General features: G+C 68.4%; 15 protein-coding genes. 7 read left to right on the top strand and 8 right to left on the bottom strand.

Features of this window, described 5'->3' with window-relative positions; genetic code table 11:
* Positions 1-49: 49 nt before the first annotated feature.
* The 3 genes from FOH10_RS02475 (at position 50) to FOH10_RS02465 (ending at position 1,632) form a co-directional block, all read left to right on the top strand.
* Positions 50-322 carry a hypothetical protein gene (locus tag FOH10_RS02475; protein WP_029931360.1) on the top strand — a complete coding sequence of 91 codons (273 nt, stop codon included), beginning with the start codon at positions 50-52 and terminating at the stop codon, positions 320-322.
* Positions 323-517: 195 nt separating this feature from the next.
* Positions 518-1,309 (top strand): alpha/beta fold hydrolase, encoded by a 792-nt coding sequence (locus tag FOH10_RS02470; protein ID WP_308212919.1) that lies wholly within the window; start codon positions 518-520, stop codon positions 1,307-1,309.
* 14 nt (positions 1,310-1,323) lie between these two features.
* Positions 1,324-1,632, top strand: coding sequence for a glutaredoxin family protein (locus tag FOH10_RS02465; protein WP_143979470.1), 309 nt, complete (start codon positions 1,324-1,326; stop codon positions 1,630-1,632).
* Between the two features lie 427 nt (positions 1,633-2,059).
* Here the strand turns inward: FOH10_RS02465 and glyA are convergent, their stop codons facing one another.
* On the bottom strand, positions 2,060-3,352 hold the full coding sequence (glyA, locus tag FOH10_RS02460) for a serine hydroxymethyltransferase (protein WP_143979469.1): 1,293 nt from the start codon (positions 3,350-3,352) through the stop codon (positions 2,060-2,062).
* A gap of 150 nt (positions 3,353-3,502) precedes the next feature.
* Complete coding sequence (locus tag FOH10_RS02455) at positions 3,503-4,702, bottom strand: DUF885 domain-containing protein (protein ID WP_143979468.1); 1,200 nt, start codon at positions 4,700-4,702, stop codon at positions 3,503-3,505.
* 225 nt (positions 4,703-4,927) lie between these two features.
* Here FOH10_RS02455 and coaA point away from each other — a divergent pair, with 225 nt between their 5' ends.
* Positions 4,928-5,860 (top strand): type I pantothenate kinase, encoded by a 933-nt coding sequence (gene coaA / locus FOH10_RS02450; RefSeq protein WP_143979467.1) that lies wholly within the window; start codon positions 4,928-4,930, stop codon positions 5,858-5,860.
* Here coaA and FOH10_RS02445 read toward each other — a convergent pair.
* Entirely contained in the window at positions 5,857-6,468 is a 612-nt protein-coding gene (locus tag FOH10_RS02445; protein ID WP_051037681.1) for a hypothetical protein, read from the bottom strand. The genes coaA and FOH10_RS02445 overlap by 4 nt on opposite strands.
* A 113-nt stretch (positions 6,469-6,581) precedes the next feature.
* Positions 6,582-7,361, bottom strand: a complete 780-nt coding sequence (locus FOH10_RS02440) for an isoprenyl transferase (protein WP_143979466.1) — start codon at positions 7,359-7,361, stop codon at positions 6,582-6,584.
* Positions 7,362-7,515: 154 nt separating this feature from the next.
* On the opposite strand from FOH10_RS02440, the gene trhA reads away from it, so the two are divergent.
* The 3 genes from trhA to FOH10_RS02425 all read left to right on the top strand — a co-directional run bounded on the left by trhA (position 7,516) and on the right by FOH10_RS02425 (position 10,796).
* The gene (gene trhA / locus FOH10_RS02435) at positions 7,516-8,202 is read left to right on the top strand and encodes a PAQR family membrane homeostasis protein TrhA (RefSeq protein WP_143979465.1); all 687 of its coding nucleotides are present in this window, start codon (positions 7,516-7,518) and stop codon (positions 8,200-8,202) included.
* A 197-nt stretch (positions 8,203-8,399) separates the two neighbouring features.
* Complete coding sequence (locus FOH10_RS02430; protein ID WP_244961543.1) at positions 8,400-9,956, top strand: adenylate/guanylate cyclase domain-containing protein; 1,557 nt, start codon at positions 8,400-8,402, stop codon at positions 9,954-9,956.
* A 390-nt stretch (positions 9,957-10,346) separates the two neighbouring features.
* The gene (locus FOH10_RS02425) at positions 10,347-10,796 is read left to right on the top strand and encodes a hypothetical protein (RefSeq protein WP_143979464.1); all 450 of its coding nucleotides are present in this window, start codon (positions 10,347-10,349) and stop codon (positions 10,794-10,796) included.
* A gap of 311 nt (positions 10,797-11,107) precedes the next feature.
* Here the strand turns inward: FOH10_RS02425 and FOH10_RS02420 are convergent, their stop codons facing one another.
* Genes FOH10_RS02420 through FOH10_RS02405 form a run of 4 tightly spaced genes read right to left on the bottom strand, consistent with a single transcriptional unit; the run spans position 11,108 to position 16,181 of the window.
* Positions 11,108-13,198, bottom strand: a complete 2,091-nt coding sequence (locus tag FOH10_RS02420; RefSeq protein WP_143983813.1) for a thioredoxin domain-containing protein — start codon at positions 13,196-13,198, stop codon at positions 11,108-11,110.
* 38 nt (positions 13,199-13,236) lie between these two features.
* Positions 13,237-15,000, bottom strand: a complete 1,764-nt coding sequence (locus FOH10_RS02415) for an ABC-three component system protein (protein WP_143979463.1) — start codon at positions 14,998-15,000, stop codon at positions 13,237-13,239.
* A complete protein-coding gene (locus FOH10_RS02410) occupies positions 14,987-15,241 on the bottom strand; it encodes an ABC-three component system middle component 6 (RefSeq protein WP_143979462.1) in 255 nt (84 codons plus the stop codon). Before FOH10_RS02410 ends, FOH10_RS02415 begins: the two co-directional genes overlap by 14 nt.
* Complete coding sequence (locus FOH10_RS02405) at positions 15,225-16,181, bottom strand: ABC-three component system protein (RefSeq protein ID WP_143979461.1); 957 nt, start codon at positions 16,179-16,181, stop codon at positions 15,225-15,227. The genes FOH10_RS02410 and FOH10_RS02405 overlap by 17 nt, the downstream gene beginning before the upstream one ends.
* Positions 16,182-16,245 lie beyond the last annotated feature (64 nt).

Here is a 16,245-nt window from a genome sequence, read left to right as displayed (position 1 = left end):
CGATACACCACGCCGCCGATTCCGCTTCCGGAGCCGATACAGTCGAACCATGGCCGATGATCAGGATCTCGAGAAGCTCTCCGCCAAGGAACTGCACGACCGCGCCGTGAAACTGGCGGTCCGGCACGGCGACGTGAAATTCCTGTGGGAGCTGCTGAAATCGATTCCGGCCGCCGAGGCCGCGGCCGGGAACCTCGGGGAGAGCGAGGCGGACATCAAGTACGTGCTCCCGGTGCTCGACGACTACGTGCACGCGGGTGAGGGCGATATCGCCGAGGTGCTGCGCCCGATGTACCTGGACTACCTCGTCAAGCACTCCTGAGTTCGGCCCGAGGCCCACCCGGTTCACACCGACGATGACGTTTCCGGCCATATCTCTTGCCGAACAAGCCGTTTCGGCCCCGCTGCCAGCGGTGTCGCTCGACAGCCCGGACCGGCCGGACCTACCGTGAGGCCATGACCTCCGACGCGGGAGAGCGGCTGAGATCCGTCGTGGTGGACGGGGCGCGACTGCGGTATCTCGAGGCGGGCAGCGGGGAGCCGCTGGTGCTGTTGCACGGATATCCGCAGAGTCACGCGTGCTGGCGCCATCAGATCGCACCGCTGGCGCGGATGCGGCGGGTGCTCGCGCCGGACTGGTTCGGATGGGGCGAATCGGAGCGCGCCGGGGGCCGACTGCACATACGACCGGGAGGTGGAGCGCCTCGCGCGGGTGCTCGACACACTGGCACCGGGACCGGTGGAGCTGGCAGGCCACGACTACGGCGGACATCTGGCGCTCGGGCTCGCGGTGCGTGATCCGAATCGGTTGCGGCGCTTGGCGATTCTCAATTCCCGGGCCCACCGCACCTTCCCACCGGCCTACTATCTGCTGTTCGCGAGCCTGACCGTGCCCGCGCGGCGGCGCTTGCTGCGCCGAGTGCTGCTGCGCACGCCGGTGGGGAGCATCAATCGCTCCCTCATGCGGCGCTATGTGCGGGCCGGGGCCTTCGACACCGAACAGCTCGAACGGTACGTGGGGTGGATGGACACCCCCGAGGGCAGAGAGCGTTTCGTCGAGTTCTTCGCGGGATACAGTGTGCGGCTGCGCCCGCAGCTCGCCGACCTCTCCCCCATTCGCTGCCCCACGGCGGTGATCTGGGGCGACCGGGACGTCCCGTGCCCCTGGTCGATCGCCGCGGATCTGGTGCGGCGGCTGCCGAACGCCACCCTGACCCAGATCGCCGGAGCCGACCACTACGTCATGGAGGAGCGGCCCGCGGAGGTCACCGCCGCTCTGCTCGACTGGCTGCGCACATCCACGCCCTGACCTAGACTCCGGACATGACCGCCGATTCCGCCCCGGAGCTGCTAGTTTACCGCCGCGCGGGCTGTCCGTACTGCTCCCGGATGCGGCGGGTGCTCAACCGCCACGGCATCGTGCACAGCGAGATCGACATCTGGAAGGACCCGGACGCGGCCGCGTTCGTGCGCTCGGTCGCCGACGGCAACGAGACGGTGCCCACCGTGGTGCTGAAAACCGAAGCGCGGGAACAGCAGTGGGTCAACCCGTCGCCGAAGCGGCTGATCCGCACGGTGGCCGCCGAAGCGCCCGCACTCACGGAGGGGCCGCGCAAGTTCTGGAGCTGGTAGGAGCCCGGCAACCGAATCCCTCGGCCACATCCGCTCGGCCGCCCAGCTCACAACGCGAGCGCCGACCGCGCCCCCCGGTAGCGCGCCGCACCGCCCGGCATGCCCCCGCATCGGCGATCAGCTCGCCGCTCAGTCGCCGACCGGCATGCCCCCCGCGTCGGCGATCAGCTCGCCCGCTCAGTCGAGGACCGGCCCCGATATCGCGCGCCCACGCATCGCACTCCTGCGAGACCCCGACGGCGGCGAACCTACCCGCCGCACCCGCGAGAGCCGGATGACGCGAAACTGCCCACCGCACTCGCATCCGGACGGCGCGCATCTCCGCGCCGCTCCCGACCGCTGCCCGGAGACTGACGAGGGCCTGGTTGTCGCGCGCGACAACCAGGCCCTCCCAATGCTTCAGCGCCGCTGTGCTCTCCCGCCGCGATCAGCCGAGCAGCTTCCAGTCCTCCAGGCCCTCGTAGAGCGGGAAGTCCTGGGCCAGCTTGGCGACCCGGGCGCGCAGCGTGGGGACGTCGCCTCCGGCGAGGGCGGTGGCGATGATATCGGCGACCTCGGTGAACTCGGTGTCGCCGAAGCCGCGGGTGGCCAGCGCGGCGGTGCCGATGCGCAGGCCCGAGGTGACCATCGGCGGGCGCGGGTCGAACGGAACGGCATTGCGGTTCACGGTGATTCCGACCTCGTGCAGCAGATCCTCACCCTGCTGGCCGTCCAGCGCCGAATTGCGCAGATCGACCAGCACCAGGTGCACATCGGTGCCGCCGGTGAGCACGGTGATGCCCTTGTCCTTGACGTCCGCGCCGGTGAGCCGCTCGGCCAGGATCTTCGCGCCGGACAGGGTGCGCTGCTGACGCTCCTGGAACTCCGCACCGCCCGCGATCTTGAAGGCCACGGCCTTGGCGGCGATGGCGTGCATGAGCGGACCGCCCTGCTGCCCCGGGAAGACCGCGGAGTTCAGCTTCTTGGCGTACTCCTGCTTGGCCAGAATGAGACCCGAGCGCGGACCGCCGAGGGTCTTGTGCACGGTGGACGACACCACATCGGCGTGCGGCACCGGCGACGGGTGCAGGCCCGCGGCGACCAGACCGGCGAAGTGCGCCATATCGACCCACAGGTACGCGCCGACCTCGTCGGCGATCTCCCGGAAAGCGGCGAAATCGAGGTGCCGGGGGTAGGCCGACCAGCCGGCCACGATCACCTTCGGGCGGGTGTCGCGGGCGATCTTGCGCACCTCGTCCATATCGACGCGGTGGTCCTCCTTGGACACCCCGTACGCGTGCACCTCGTACAGCTTGCCGGAGAAGTTCAGCCGCATGCCGTGGGTGAGATGGCCGCCGTGCGCCAGATCCAGGCCGAGCATCTTGTCGCCCGGGTTCATCAGCGCCATGAGCACGGCGGCATTGGCCTGCGCACCCGAATGCGGCTGCACATTGGCGAATTCCGCGCCGAACAGCTCCTTCACCCGCTCGCGCGCCAGCTCCTCGACCTTGTCGACGGCCTCGCAGCCGCCGTAGTACCGCCGACCCGGGTATCCCTCGGCGTACTTGTTGGTGAGCACGCTGCCCTGCGCCTGCAACACGGCGCGTGGCACGAAATTCTCGGACGCGATCATCTCGAGGGTGTCGCGTTCCCGGGTGAGCTCTTCGGCCATCGCGGCGGCGACCTGCGGGTCGAGCTCGGCGAGCGACTGGCTGTTGACGGAGGCGGCGGTCTGGGTCACGACGGTCAGTCTAGGGGGCGGCCACCGAGCGGTCGCTCGCCCCCGCCACCGCACAGCTCCCGCACGCTCCCCGGCCACCACGCGCCCCAGCCCGCCCCGCAACCGCCAACGCCAACACGCTCCACAACGGCAGCGCGCTCCGGCGCGGCCTCAGGACATTCGGCGTATCGCGCCCGGCGTGAGGGGTTCGTCCAGCAGACGACGGAAACGTTCCGAGCGGTCGTCCGTGTCGGGGGCGCGGTCGAGCCAGTCGCCGAGCAGGCGGTAGCCCTCCACGTAGGTGGAGATGTAGGCGCGCCACAGCGGGGAGGACAGGAAGCGCAGGGATTGGCGGGCGCGTTCGGGTGTCGCCAGGCTCCAGCGCTCGAGGAAAGCCGCCACCTCGTCGGCGTCCTTGCCGCGATCGTGCAGCAGCAGCGCGGCGTCCTGACGCACGTTCAGCAGTTTCGCGGAGGCGTTCGACAGGCGTTCGGCGCGTTCACCGTCGAAGCGCAGGCCGAGATCGGCGTAGATCTCCTGCGCCCACACGCCCCACCCGGGACCCACGATGGACTTCAGCGCCAGATCCGCCAGCCCCTCCGCCATCAGGCACTGCGGGGTGTTCACCAGGAACAGGGTCTGCTCGGCCTGCCCGGCCGCCACCAGCCCGGCTTCCTTGCGGCAGTGCTCGGTGTGATGCCCCGGATACGACTCGTGCGCGATGAGGTGCGGCAGGTTCGCCATGTGCTGCTTCAGGTCCGAGTTGATGGCGACCCGGGACTTGTAGTTGCCCAGGTAGTAGTTGAAACCGGACCACGGCTTGTCGCCCACCACCTCGTATTCCACGAATTCGTGGTCGGGCAGCGGATAGCGCTGGCGCACCAGTTCCCGCAGCGCGCCCGAGAACGCGTCCACACACGCCCGCAGGCGCTCCGGCGGAATCTCGTCCGCGCGCCGGTGCGCGGTCACCCGCTCGAGCAGTGCTCCCTCACCCGCGAGCACCTCGTCCATCTGCCGGTGCGCCTCCTGGTATTCGGCCACGTCCCCGGGGGCGATATCCACGTCGAAGTAGGCGCGCACCTCCTCGACGAACGGAATCTCGTCCCCGGCGAACTTGCGCGCCGAGCACTCCATGGCCCGCAGGTGCGCCTCCAGGAATTCGGTGCGCTCGGCGGTGAGCCCGGCCTCGGGCAGTTCCTTGCGCAGGGCCGCGGCGCGGTGCGCGAGATCGCGGGGCTCCGGCCGCGGCGCGTTCTCCACCTCGCGACGCAGGGCCGGATCGCCGGTGTACGCGTCGACGAACCCTTCCTCGAGCCGATCGAAGGCCAAGCCCAGACGCAGATAGTCGGTAACCAGGGGATGCGCTGCCATATCCGGAAACACTATCGGCCCCGGGGCGATCGCGGCGGCGGTCGGGACCGGTGGAGCGCCGGGACGGCGTTTCAAACGTGGGGCCCGGGTGGGATATCTCACCCTCTGCTACTGGCGAGTAACTACACCCGGTTTTTCGCGCCCCGTTGCACCCGAGCAGAATTCGCCTATGCGTGGAGTGTGGACCGGATCTCACCGGACCGGGCACGGGAATGGTGAGGCTTCGTGGCACGGATGAGCGAGCCGAGTCCCTATGTGGAATTCGACCGGAAACAGTGGCGCACGCTGCGCAAGTCGACCCCCTTGGTGCTCACCGAGGAAGAACTGATCGGTCTGCGCGGTCTGGGTGAACAGATCGACCTGGAAGAGGTCGCCGAGGTCTACCTGCCACTGGCGCGACTCATTCACCTCCAGGTGGCCGCCCGACAGCGCCTTTTCGCCGCCACCGCCACCTTCCTCGGCGAAACCCACCCCGACCGCCAGGTGCCGTTCGTCATCGGCGTCGCGGGCAGTGTGGCGGTCGGCAAATCCACCACCGCCCGCGTGCTGCAGGCCCTGCTGGCCCGCTGGGACCACCATCCCCGCGTCGACCTCGTGACCACCGACGGATTCCTCTACCCCACCGCCGAACTCACCCGCCGCGGCCTCATGCACCGCAAGGGCTTCCCGGAGAGCTACGACCGCCGCAAACTGCTGCGCTTCGTCACCGAGGTGAAATCCGGTGCGTCGGAAGTATGCGCCCCGGTGTATTCGCATATCGCCTACGACATCGTGCCGGATCAGAAACACAGCGTGCGCCAGCCCGACATCCTGATCGTCGAGGGACTGAACGTGTTGCAGACCGGTCCCCGGCTCATGGTGTCGGACCTGTTCGACTTCTCCATCTATGTCGACGCGCGCATCGAGGACATCGAGAACTGGTATATCGAGCGCTTTCTCGCGCTGCGCAAGACCTCGTTCTCCGATCCGAATTCCGCGTTCCACCACTACGCCCGATTCAACGATCAGGAAGCCATCGGCGCGGCCCGCGAGATCTGGAACAACACCAACCGGCCCAACCTGGTGGAGAACATCCTGCCCACCCGCCCGCGCGCGACCCTGGTGCTGCGCAAGGATTCCGACCACAGCATCAACCGGCTGCGGCTGCGCAAGCTCTAGAGCTTCCAGGCCGCGTCCAGCCGTGCCGCCACATCGATATCGGTGGCGGCCACGATATGCGGTTTGCGGATCTCCTCGGCCAGGTAGCGGGCCACGAAACGACGGATCTCGTGATCGACGCTGGCCAGGATGCGCAGCAGTTCACCGCGCCGGGAGGCGCTGGCCACATTCACCCGCACATCGCTCGGGCGCGGTTCGGCGATATCGATGATCACGCGCAGCGGTTCGGCCGTGCGCACGGTCAGATGCAGGTGGATCTTGCCGTCCACATGGAACGGATAGCGGTCCACGGCGAGATCGACCAGCAGATCCACCTCCAGCGGGATCTTCAGCGCGAAGGAGATATTGTCCCGCACCTCCCGATCGAGTTTCGGCTTACCGAGCCGCACGGTCGCGAACAGCTTCGCTATCCGGCCCGGCCCCACTCCGATCGGGCCGAAATCGAACGCCTCACCCGTCAATTGCCCGAACGCACCCTGGATACGGTGTTCGGAGGCCGCGTATTCCAGAAATCTGCGGCCGAACTCCTCGTAGGAAATATATGGATCCGACTCGACCACCGCCGCGGCGTTCACGGCGGTCCACGGCCCTTCGCGCACCTCGCCCATGCCATCCGACGCTACGGCAGCAAGGCCCCCGCGAACCCCAAAGCCATTGCACTGCAACCCAACCGTGTGCTGGCCGTTGTCAGCGGCCCGCCCGTTCCCCGGACCGGGCCGATTCAAACTCCGAATCGACGGTGGCGGGCCGCGTAATCGCGCAGGGCGCGCAGGAAATCGGTGCGCCGGAATTCCGGCCAGTACGCCTCGGTGAACCAGATCTCCGAATACGCGCTCTGCCAGAGCAGGAATCCGGAAAGGCGCTGTTCACCGGAGGTGCGGATGACCAGATCCGGATCCGGCTGACCGGAGGTGTAGAGATGCTGGCCGATGGCGTCGACGGTAATGGACTGCACCAGATCCTCACCGGTCTCGCCCGCCGCCATCTCCTGGCGAACGAGCGACCGCACCGCATCGGTGATCTCCTGGCGGCCGCCGTATCCGATGGCCACGTTCACGTGGACGCCATTGCGGCCGTCGGTGCGCTTGGCCGCGTCGCGCAGCCGCCGCGCCATATCCTCGGGCAGCTGATCCAGCGCGCCCACGATGCGCACGGTGGAATTCTGTTCCGGCGCGGACAGTTCCTCCACCACGTCGGTGATCACGTCGAAGAGCGTCTCCAGCTCCTCGCGGTCGCGGCGCAGGTTCTCGGTCGAGAGCAGGTACACGGTGACCATCTCGATGCCGACCTCACCGCACCAGCTCACCAGCTCGGCGATCTTGAGGGCACCCACCCGGTGCCCGTGACTGATATCGGAGAAGCCGTTCTCCCGCGCCCAGCGACGATTGCCATCGCACATCACCGCCACATGACGCGGATGTTGTTTGCCAGCCAGCTGCTTCGACAGCCGGGCCTCGTAGATGCGGTAGGGAAAACCACGCACCTGACTCGCAAGCTTCACGGCGAAAACAGTACGCCCCGCCGCGCAGCGGCGGGCTGACCGGGACAGTGCACGACATACCGCAGCGCCAGCCGTGACCCCTACCGCGGTGTGATGTGCGACGCGCTCGAGACCCGCTAACCTACGGTACCGTAGGTTACTCAGGAGGTAACTGATGTCGGATACCGCGGTGCCCGCTCCGGTGGCGGACGTTGTCGAGGTATTGCTCAAACCGCGCATGCGGGGATGGATACACACCTGGGCGGTCGGTATCGCGGCCGTCGGGGTGATCGCGCTGGTGATCGCGGGCACCACGGTGTCGGCGACGGCGGCGTGGTCGACGCTGGTGTACGGGCTCACCGTCTGCGGGGTGTTCGGGGTCAGCGCCACCTATCACCGGGTGAACTGGAAGACCGATCGCGCCCGCATCCACATGAAGCGCGCCGACCACTCGATGATCTTCCTGTTCATCGCGGGCAGTTACACACCCTTCGCACTGCTCGGGGTGGGCGGACGGTCCGGCACCATCCTGCTGACCGTGGTGTGGATCGGCGCGCTCGCCGGGGTGGCCCTGAAACTGCTGTGGCCCACCGCTCCCCGCTGGGTCGGCGTACCGCTGTACCTGCTGCTGGGCTGGGCCATCGTGCCGGTCGCCGGAACCCTCACCCACAATGTCGGCCTCGCCCCGATGCTGCTGCTGCTCATCGGCGGCCTCGCCTACAGCGGCGGCGCGATCCTCTACGCCACCCGCTGGCCCGACCCGTGGCCCGAGGTGTTCGGCCACCACGAGTTCTTCCACGCGGCAACGGTCGTCGCGGCCCTCTGCCACTACATCGCGGTCTGGCTGGTACTGCTCCGCTGAGCTGATCACCGCATTTAGACTGTTGCCCACGCAATGATCACCGGAGCAGCCGCGCTTCCGAGTGGCGACGACTGATTTCGCGAGGATCGGGGTAACTCATCGGGCACACCCACCACGGTTTCGGCTCCCGACCGTCGGCACGCGTCCACAGCTGCCGACGGCTTTCGGTCGCGCGCTGACAACGCGGAGAGGCGAAGGTGTTGAGTCGGTTGATCCTGTGGGCGTTGCGGGCCGGGTGGGGCTTGGCCGCCGTGGTGATGGCGTGCAATCTCAGCGGCCTGGGCGTCATCGTCACCGAACTCTGGCTCGCCGGATACCTCGGCCGTCTCGGCCCGAACTGGCTGGCCGCCCTCGCCCCCGCGGCGATCTATCCGACCCTCGGCGCGCTGGCCGGCATCGTGCTCGCGGTCCGCGACCGCAGCCACTACTTCGGCTGGCTGGACCAGCGCCGCAAACCCACCGAGGCCGAGGCGCGCCGCCTGCTGACGCTGCCGATCACCATCACGGCGCGGGCGCTGGCCATCTGGATGCCGGGCGTGATCATCGCGGCCACACTGTTCGCGAACGCCACCACCGGGCCGGATCTGGCCGTGGTGCTGGCCATGTTCACCTTCGGCGGGCTGGAGTCGGCGGCGGTCACCTATCTCGTCGTGGACCGGCTCATCCGGCCGACCATTCCCACGGTGGCGGAGGTGCTCGGCGGCACCACGCACTGGAGTTCCACCGTGCTGGTCCGGGTGCTGGTGACCTTCGCGGTGACGGGGGCCGTCCCGCTGTTCATGCTCATCACCGTGCTGGCCGATCCGGTGCCGTCGCCGGACGACCGGATTCGGACCGGCATCTATCTCGCCATCGTCGGACTGTCGGCGGGCGTGGTGGCGACGGCGGCGCTGGCCCGCGCGGTCGCCACCCCCATGCACACACTGCGGATGGCGCTGGACCGGATCGCCCGCGGCGACCTCGACGTGCGGGTGCCCATCGGCAGCGCCAGTGAACTCGGGCGACTGGAACTGTCGGTCAACGAGCTGGCCGCGAACCTGAGCGAGCGCGAACGCATGCGCACCGTCTTCGGCCGCCACGTCGGCGCGGAAGTGGCCGAGCGAGCACTCGCCGGGGGCGCCGACCTCACCGGCGATATGCGCGTGGTGACGGCGCTGTTCGTGGATGTGACCGGGTCGGTGGCGCTGTCCACCGAACTCCCGCCGGACGCCTTCGTGGCCAAGCTCAACCGGCTGCTGTCCACGGTGGTCGCGGCCACCGAGGACAACCACGGGCTGGTCAACAAGTTCGAGGGTGACGCCGCGCTGTGCATCTTCGGCGCGCCGATCTCGCTGTCGGACAACGCCACCCCCGCCCTGCGCGCGGCCCGCCGCATTCGCGACGAGGTGGCGGCCGCCGGAGAACTCGACATCGGCATCGGCGTGGCGCGCGGCCTGGTGTTCGCGGGCGATATCGGAGCCGACACCCGCCTCGAGTTCACCGTCATCGGCGACGCGGTGAACGAGGCGGCCCGCCTCACCACCGAGGCCAAACGGGCCCCACGGCGCATCCTGGCCAGCCGCGCCGTCATCGACGCCGCCGCCGACTACGAACGCTCGCGATGGACGCTGCACGAAACCATCCTGCTGCGCGGCCGCAAGACCCCGACCGACTGCTGGACGGACCTGGCGGCGCGGCGGGTCGCGGAGCCGACGCCGCCCGAAAACACCGCCGACACAACCGAACTCGCCGAACCTGCCACCGAGACAGGCTGACCGGCACCGCAGCTCGGGACTCCGGCTCAGCGGCGGGCTCCCGGACGACTCGACGGGGGCCGGGTGGCCGTGGCGCGACGTGGGCGCGGCAGGTAGCGGTCGTTCAGGGCACGGGTGGTGTCCGCTCGATTGGGCGGCGCGAACACCCCCGATCGACGGCTGTCAGTCATGCACGGTCATCGCCTCGAGCACCACGTGCTCGTCGATCGCGCGCTGGACAGATTGAGAGGGACATGTTTCGGACTGTAGGGCCAGAGTCGGCGGTGGGCAAAAGATTATGTCGCCGAGTTCGAGAGCGGCCCCGGGGCCGTGGCCCCATACCGGCGGGTGAGTTCGAGCGATACTCGCGGGTGATCCGGTGTGCGGCCGGTCGCGCGCACAGTGGACGGCATGATCGAGAGCTCGTTGCCGGGGACCGCCGAGGTCACGCGTACCCGAGCGGCGTCAGTGGCGCTGCACTCCGTGCTGATCGCCGTGTACTGCGGTGTCGGCGAAACGCTGCTGCGGGCCGCCATGCTGCTCGAACGGCCCGATGCCGATATCGGCGGGCTGCTGCCCGGGTTGGGGCTACGGGCCGCCATCTATCTGACGGTGGTGGTGCTGGCGTTCCGGATGGCGGCCGGGTCCGCCTGGGCGCGTTGGGTTCTCGCGGGCGGACTCGGGACCGTGGGCCTGCTGTCCCTGCTCGTGGAGCCGGTGCGGGCGGTGCTCACCGCGCCTCACATCAGTGAGCTCACGATGGGCTGGACCACGGAATCCGTTGTGGTCGGCTTCCTTCGAGCCGTGCACATTCTGGCCGTACTGGTCGCCCTCCCCGCCCTGGCCCGCGCGGGCCGGTAACCGCGCCGGGGACCGCTGCCCCGATGGCGACCGTCGCCGCCCGCGACCCACCCCGACCACGCCGCCCTGCGCTCACCTCCCGCCGCGATGTCCGGGCCCTCGCCTCCCGCCGCGATGTCCCGGCACTCGCAGGTCGACCTGCCCTCCCGATCGCGCTCCCCCATGGCGCGATTCGCGGGTCGCGCCCGTGCCCGACGACCCGACGTCGACAGCACCACTCGTCCGACGCCGCGCCCCGATCTCGCGGTCGTCGCCCGGGAGATCGAGCGGTCTCGCGCTGACGTACAAGGGATTCGGAGTCCCGCCGTGGTTCAGCGGGCGAGGGAGTCGCGCAGGTCGTCGGTGGAGGTGACCGGGAGGTCGCAGACCGCGCCGCGACAGACGTAGGCGGCGGAGCGGCCGGAGACGGGGTGGCGGTCGGTGAGCAGCGGGGCACTGTCCGGGGCGCCGGTCACGATCACCGTGCCACCGGGCGCGGATTCCCATGCGGTGAGCGCCAATCCGGCCGAGTAGCCCTGACTGTCGTCGGGCGAGACGGCGACCGCCACCTGGATGGGTCCGCGCACGGCGGCCTCGGCGACGGTCAGCCAGTGCCCGCCCGAGCGGGGCGCGCGGGCCAGCACGAGCGCACCGCGTTCGAGGGTGCGGTCGGCGAGTTCGCGGTAGCGGGCGGCGCGATCCGGATCGCTGAGCGCGGCGGCGGTGAGCAGCGCCTCGGCCATCGCCGAGGCCCCGGACGGGGTGGCTCCGTCCAGGGGATCGCGCGGGCGGGCGACCAGGGTTTCGGCGTCGTCGGCGGTATCGAACCAGCTGCCGGGCGCGTCCGGATCGGCGAAGTGCGCGATGGCGGCGTCCAGGATGCGCTGAGCGTGGTCGAGCCAGCCGCGGCCGCCGATGGTCTGATGCAGCGCCAGCAAACCCGTTGTGAGCCAGGCGTAGTCCTCCAGCACCCCGGGTGCCGCACCCGCCACGCCGCCCAGCGAGGCCCGCAGCACCCGGTCGTCGACCACGTGCACGTCCAGCAGGAACAGCGCGCACGCCTCGGCGGCCGCGATCCAGTCCATGCGGCTGTGCGGGCCACCCGCCTCCGCCAGCGCGGTGATGGCCATGCCGTTCCAGGCGGTCACCACCTTGTCGTCGCGTTCGGGCTGCGGGCGGCGGTCGCGGGCGGCGCGCAGGGTCTCCCGAATGCGTTCGTAGCGTTCGTATTCGCCGCTGGGCTCGCGGTAGCGGGTGAGCACCGAGGTGCCGTGTTCGAAGGTGCCCGCCGTGGTGACGCCGAAAAGCTCGGCGGCCCAAGCCCCGTCGATGGCTCCCAGCGCGCCGTTGAGTTCGGCCGGGGTCCACACGTAGGTCGCGCCCTCGACGCCGGGCCGCCCCGGTTCCAGCTGCGTGTCCGCGTCCAGCGCCGACGCGAAGCCGCCCTGTTCGGTGCCGAGATCGTCGAGCAGGAAGCGCGCTGTCTCCCTGGTGATTCGCAACGGCAGCGATTCCGGCGCGCCCGCGTCCGGCACCCGCCGGGCCAGATGCGCGTACACCCGCAGCAGTTGCGCGTTGTCGTAGAGCATCTTCTCGAAATGCGGCACCACCCAGGCGGCGTCCACCGAATAGCGCGCGAACCCGCCGCGCAACTGGTCGTAGATGCCGCCGCGCGCCATGGCCTCCGCCGTGAACGTCACCGCGTGCAGCGCCTGCTCGTTCCCACCGCGCTCATAGGCCCGCAGCAGCCCCTCCAGGAGCGCCGACGGCGGAAACTTGGGCGCGTTCCCGAACCCGCCGCGCTCGTGATCCAGATCCCGCAGCACCGCCGTCACCGCGTGGTCGAGCAGCTCCGGCCCCACCGCCACCGTCCCGTCCGGCAGCCCGCCCGACTGCTGCCGCAGCGCCTCCCCCACCTGCGTGGCCGCCCGATCCACCTCCCCGCGCCGATCCCGCCACGTCCCCGACACCGCCGTCAACAACTGCGTGAACGACGGCATCCCGTGCCGAGGCGTCTTCGGGTAATAGGTCCCGCAATAGAACGGCTCCCCCGCCGGCGTCAGAAAACACGTCATCGGCCAGCCCCCCTGCCCCGTCATGGCGACGGTCGCCGCCATGTACACGGCATCCAGATCCGGCCGCTCCTCCCGATCCACCTTCACACACACGAAGTTCTCGTTCATGAGCGCGGCGGTGGCGGCGTCCTCGAAGGACTCGTGCGCCATGACGTGGCACCAGTGGCAGGACGCGTACCCGATCGACAGCAGAATCGGCACGTCCCGCGCCGCCGCCTCGGCCAGCGCGGCGGCATCCCACTCCCGCCAGTCGACCGGGTTGTCGGCGTGCTGAAGCAGATAGGGCGAGGTCGCATCAGCCAATCGGTTCACCTCTCCAGCCTTCCACACCGGACCCGGCCAGAACATGATCCGCGGAACGCGATCAGCTACCACATCGTGGCGCACTACCCGAAACGGAAACCGAACAGCCCACCGGTATCCGTCTGGTCGGTGAGTCGAGTAGGAAGAACGTAGGGCAGAGAATCGAAAGCACCTTCGCTCTGCGCCTCCACACTGGCCAGAAAATCGGAGTTCAACGTCACGATGTATTGAAAGCCGTGTTGCTCGGCAAGCCTGGCTCCGATATTCAGGCACGACGCGACCTGCCGTCCGTCGATCGCGTCGAAGAGGTGACTGTCGTGCACAAGAATCCGTGGGGCCCGTCCAGCTCGAATGGCCGCGATCACACAGACGATGTCCAGGATGAAGGTTTCGACGCTGCGGACCCCCGAGCTCGCGTCACCCGAGATGCTCGGCCGGATGTCGAGAATTCCCTTGGAGCTCGTCGAGATGAGCAGCGCGGCCTCCCGATCGGTGTAGATTTCCGCGCCGAGTTCGTTGAACAGCGCAATCGATTCGTCCAGGCGATCGGCTTGGTCGTGCGTCTCCGCGCGCACCGCGGTGACGAGCTCGGCGGTCTTGAGCTTGATCGTGTCGCCGATGGTGCTGATCTCACGAGCCGCATCGAGACGCCGTTCGATATCGGCGACCTCGGCCTCGCGCTGCGCGAGATCGCGCTGCGCGCTCGAGAAAGTATCGAGTGCGACGGTCTCGCTGAGCAGGTGCATGACCTGCGATCGCTGCCGGTCCAGCGCCCGACGCTCATGGTCGATCGCCTCGAGTCGCGATCCGACAGCGCCCAGTTCCTGCTCCAGGAACAGCTTTCGGTTCCGCACCACGGACTCGTGGAACGCGGCGACCTCTTCGTAACGCCGTGTCACCGAATCGGGCAGTACCAGACCGATTTCGGCGTAGACCCGCCCGAGCCGCTCGGTGAGTTCGGTGTCCTCGCTAGCCGAGAGGACATCCCGCAGCGTCTCATCCAATTCCCGTGCGCGCCGCTGCAGGCTCAGGCCTTCATCATTGAGTTTGCGGATCTCCCCGGTCAGTTGGTCGGCTTCACGCTGGTGCTCGGCGTACCTCTCGTCGACCTTGAACGCTTGCAGGTCCGCCCGGACCCGGTCGCGCAGCCTGCGGGCGGTGGCCAATTGCGCACGCAGCGCGGACTCGTCGAGCGAGAGGTGAGTGAGCGCACCCTCCTGCACGGCTTTCCGAATCGCTTTGCCCTGCTTGGAGAGCCGATCGAGCTCGCCGGCTTTGCCGAGTACCTCCGGCGACAGACCCAGCATGAATCCGAGCTTGACTCCGGACTCCCAATCGGTCTCGGACTGATGACCTTTGATGGGATTGCCGAAGTATGTGCGGAGCAGCTGTGCCCACAGTTGCCCGGCGGTCGGACGGGCGACGGTCTCCGGTATGTGAAAAACCTCGCGTGCGAGCAGCCCTCGCCAGTCGTCCACCCGGAGTTCCTCCGCGGAATCCGAACCCGGCCAGTTGGTTACTCGAACCTTCGTGCTCGGAGACACGGCGCGAGTGACCGTAGCGTTACACGTGACGCGCCGACCCGTCGTAGTGGCTGGACGACCGGCGGGGATCTGAAGCTCGGCCGTGAATCGATGCTCCGACAGCTCCGCCGCGCGGAACTCGCCGGGCAGTTCACCTCCGAGCAGGTAGCGCAGAATCTTGACGAAACTCGTCTTGCCGCTGCTGTTCCTGCTTTCTCCCTGTTCGGAACCGACGCTTCGGTCCGCGAGGAGGATATTCAGCCCGGGACCGAACCGCAGCGTCTTGAATCGCGCGTCCGATGCGGTGAGCTCAGTGAGAAACATGTGCGCGCCTCAGCCGACCGTCGTCGAGGGTATCGATCAGCCCCATCGTGTACAGGGATGCGAGGGCGAGGGAGAACCAGTCGAAGGTGATCAGCCCGGACGCCTTCGCCGTACGCTGTCGCGAGTCGTACCGCCGCCACAGCGTGGAAACCGGCACCGGATCACGCAGCTCTTCGAGGAGTTCGGAACCGATGGTGATCAACGCACGCTCCGGCGACACACCCTTAGTCGGCAGCAGCATCGGACACCTCCGCACCGGAAGCCGACCCCGCATCGGTCGGCATCTCGAAGATATGACAGGAGTCGAAGAAATACGACAGCACGGCGAACGCCGCGTTGGCTCGCGTCGCGTCCATCCGCACGTTGGGACCGGCGACCGCCGCGTAGAGGCGCTCGAGGATCTCGGACGGGGTGGTCGTGACCGCTCGCTGCTGTTCGTAGAGGGCCCGGAAGCGCGCGCCGTGCGCATCGAAAAGTCCGGGGTCCGAACAGGATTGATACCACTCGTCAATCCTCGGAGCCAAGAGTCGGCCATAGTTGAACTCGGCACGGCTGGCTTCGGACAGCGCGTTGAAGTCCATTTTGCTCGCGGGAACCGGCAGCACGGCTCCCCCGGAGTCAACCGGGCCCGCCCCAGATCCGAGCTGGTCGAGCAGTGGAATCAGGTCCTCCAGTTCGACATTGGCGATGCCGGGCGCACCGGGGAAGAGCTCGTTCAGAATTGCCGTGTCGAGGGTGGAAACGACTTCGCTCCACAGCTTCTCCGGATTCACCAGGCGAACGGTCAACGGGCGGCTCGATCCGGGACCATAGGAGCGTTGCATGTCGACGACGACCTGCGTGGCCAGCGGACCGACCGGAGCATTCGTGACAAAACGCCAGGTGTGAAACGAAGCCCACTGATCCACCGCGCGATCGAAGTCCGATCGGATCTTCTTGGCCAGTTCCCGCTCGGCATCGCGGCCCGGCCGCTGTCCATAGCAGGCGTACATGATCGTCCCGGATTCCGCGAGCCCGTCGCAGCCCCCGTCGCCGAGCCGGCCCGTGGGCGCGGGATTCATGAAGTCGTCATGAAACCGCCCGAGCACCTTCTCGACATAGTCCTCGAAGAACGAACCCGACTGGAAGCACGCTTGCTGATGCCGGCCGTGGTACCAGTCGAGCCAATTGGCCGTCAGCACCCTCGACACCTCCATCGCACCCGCTGTCACCTCGACCGGCCCAGACTACCGGCCATCGACGGGA

The organism is Nocardia otitidiscaviarum (assembly GCF_007362295.1).
GTDB classification, from domain to species: Bacteria; Actinomycetota; Actinomycetes; order Mycobacteriales; family Mycobacteriaceae; genus Nocardia; species Nocardia otitidiscaviarum.
This window is presented reverse-complemented; position numbering and strand designations above follow the sequence as displayed.